We start from the raw sequence: 2,308 nt of genomic DNA, 5'->3' as shown, positions 1-2,308 counted from the left end.
CCGCGCGAACCGGCGCTCATCGAGCATGCCCATGGTGAAGTTGGCGGTGCCCGGCTTGCGTCCCTGATCGGCGGTGAAGCCCCCCGGGAACTCATAGCTGAACTGCACCACCGGGATGTCATGGCGCTCGGCCAGCACCACCCGGGTGCCGTTCTTCAGCGTGGCGCGCTGCAACTGCGGGAACTTCAGCTCGGGGAAGCTCGTGGTCTGCGGCACGCCGGCGCTGCGGTCGACCTGGCTGGGCAGTGCCGTGTACTTCGGGTCCACCGCCGGCACGTTGAACGGCGCCGGCTTGCCCGAGGGCAGTTCCTCCAGCGCCACCCGCGCGCCCGGCGTGACCACCAGGGTGTGGTCGCCCACGCCCAGCCACTTCGCGCCAACCGCCTTCAGGTCTCCGGCGGTGGCCTTGTCGATGTTGGCCAGCGAGGTGCGGAAGCAGCCCGGATCGCCTTCGTACACGGTGCATTCGGCCAGCGCGTCGGCCTTGCCGCCGAAGCCGCCGATCCGCTCGATCCCGCGCACGAAACCCGAACGCGACTGCACCTTGGCGCGCTCCAGTTCATCGGCGCTCGGGCCTTCGGCGATCAGGCGCTTGAGTTCCTCATCGATGGCCGCCTCCACCCTGGCCGGGTCCACGCCCTGCTTGACGGTGGCCATGATCAGGAAGTTGGACCCCAGCTGCGAGGCGTCGGCCATCGCGGTGATGTTGTCCACCAGCTTGTCGTTGTGCAGCAGGCGCTGGTCCAGCCGCGAGGACTTGGCCCCGCCCAGCACATAGGCCAGCAGCCCGAGCTGGTCGATATCGGCCGTGCCCAGCTGCGCCACATTCCAGGCGCGGTAGATGCGTGCCTGCGGCACCTTGTCGGTCATCACCTCGCGGGTGCTGGCCGGACGCTGCGCCACATCCACCTTCGGCTGGGCCATGCTCGGACCGGCCGGGATATCGCCGAAGTACCGGGCGACTTTCTCTTTGGCGGTGGCCACATCGATATCGCCGGCCAGCACCAGCACCGCGTTGTTCGGGCCGTACCAGGTGCGGAACCAGGTCTTCACGTCATCGAGCGAGGCGGCATTGAGATCGTTCATCGAACCGATCACGCCGTGGTGGTACGGATGCCCGGCCGGATACAGCGCGCGGGTCAGCTTGTCCCACACCTGGCCATAGGGCTGGTTTTCGCCCTGGCGCTTCTCGTTCTGCACCACGCCGCGCTGTTCATCGAGTGCGGCCTGGTCGATCGCACCGAGCAGATGGCCCATGCGGTCGGACTCCATCCACAGCGCCATGTCCAGCGCGGTGGTCGGCACGTTCTGGAAATAGTTGGTGCGGTCGGTATTGGTGGTGCCGTTCTGGTCGGTGGCGCCGACCTGCTTGAACGGTTCGAAAAACTCGCCGCTGTGGTTCTCGCTGCCCTGGAACATCAGGTGCTCGAACAGGTGCGCAAAACCGGTGCGGCCGGACGGCTCGTCCTTGGCACCGACGTGGTACCAGATGTTCACCGCCACGATCGGCGCTTTGCGATCGGTGTGCACCACCACGCGCAGGCCGTTGGGCAGGGTGAACTGTTCGTACGGGATATCCACCGCCGGGGCCGCGACCGGCGCGGGCTTGGCTTCGGCGACCAGAGGCGCGCCGACGAATCCTCCGAGGGCGGCGCTCAACGCCAGGGTGAGCAGGGCGGTGCGGGGAACAGCTGCGTTCATTCCTCTTTCCTTGGGCATGAATGTGAGTGCTGATGCTAACCGGGCCCCGCCGTCGCCACACCGCCCATCCGTCATAGCGGCGTTTCCCGGCTACCGCGTCCGCGGTGGACACCCCGGCACGGCCAGTGTCCGGACAACGGACACCGTGCACCCACAAGAAACCAAGCCATATCAATGAGATGCAGTTGGCATGCAGCCTGCTCTGTTCTCACTGCAGCGCAGCCAGCCCCGAAGCAAACCTGAGCAAACGCTGAACCAGACATCGGAAAGCAAGAAATTTCTTGCAGCACGAGGAGTGGTGTACTACATTACTACCACACCACTGCTCACACACACCAAACAGGTCCTGCCATGAACACCAAGTCCATCGCCATTGCCATCGCCCTTGCCGCCGGCACCGCGTTTGCCGCTTCGGTCCAGGCTTCCGACATCCCCACCCTGGAAACCGTGCAGGTGCGTCCCAGCGCCGACCAGCTGGCCCAGGCCGAACACGAGCGCACCAGCGCCATTCCCACCCTGAGCGCGGTGCAGGTCCGCCCGACCGCCGGGCAGATCGTCGAACGCAATGCCGAACTGGCCGCCGCCCGGCCGGTGGTGACGCTGGCCG

The 2,308-nt window shown here is 66.4% G+C and carries 1 protein-coding gene and 1 pseudogene; one reads left to right on the top strand and one right to left on the bottom strand.

Annotated elements, in window-relative coordinates; genetic code table 11:
* On the bottom strand, positions 1-1,701 hold a 1,701-nt coding region (locus tag JCM9942_RS14255; protein WP_172675133.1), incomplete at its 3' end, for a M16 family metallopeptidase.
* Positions 1,702-2,052: 351 nt separating this feature from the next.
* Here JCM9942_RS14255 and JCM9942_RS14250 point away from each other — a divergent pair.
* Positions 2,053-2,308 (top strand): annotated as a pseudogene (locus JCM9942_RS14250) (hypothetical protein); the annotation flags it as partial.

This window comes from Stenotrophomonas pictorum JCM 9942, from assembly GCF_001310775.1.
GTDB lineage: Bacteria > Pseudomonadota > Gammaproteobacteria > Xanthomonadales > Xanthomonadaceae > Stenotrophomonas > Stenotrophomonas pictorum.
The sequence above is the reverse complement of the archived record's forward strand: the minus strand, read 5'-3'. Positions and strand labels throughout refer to the sequence as shown.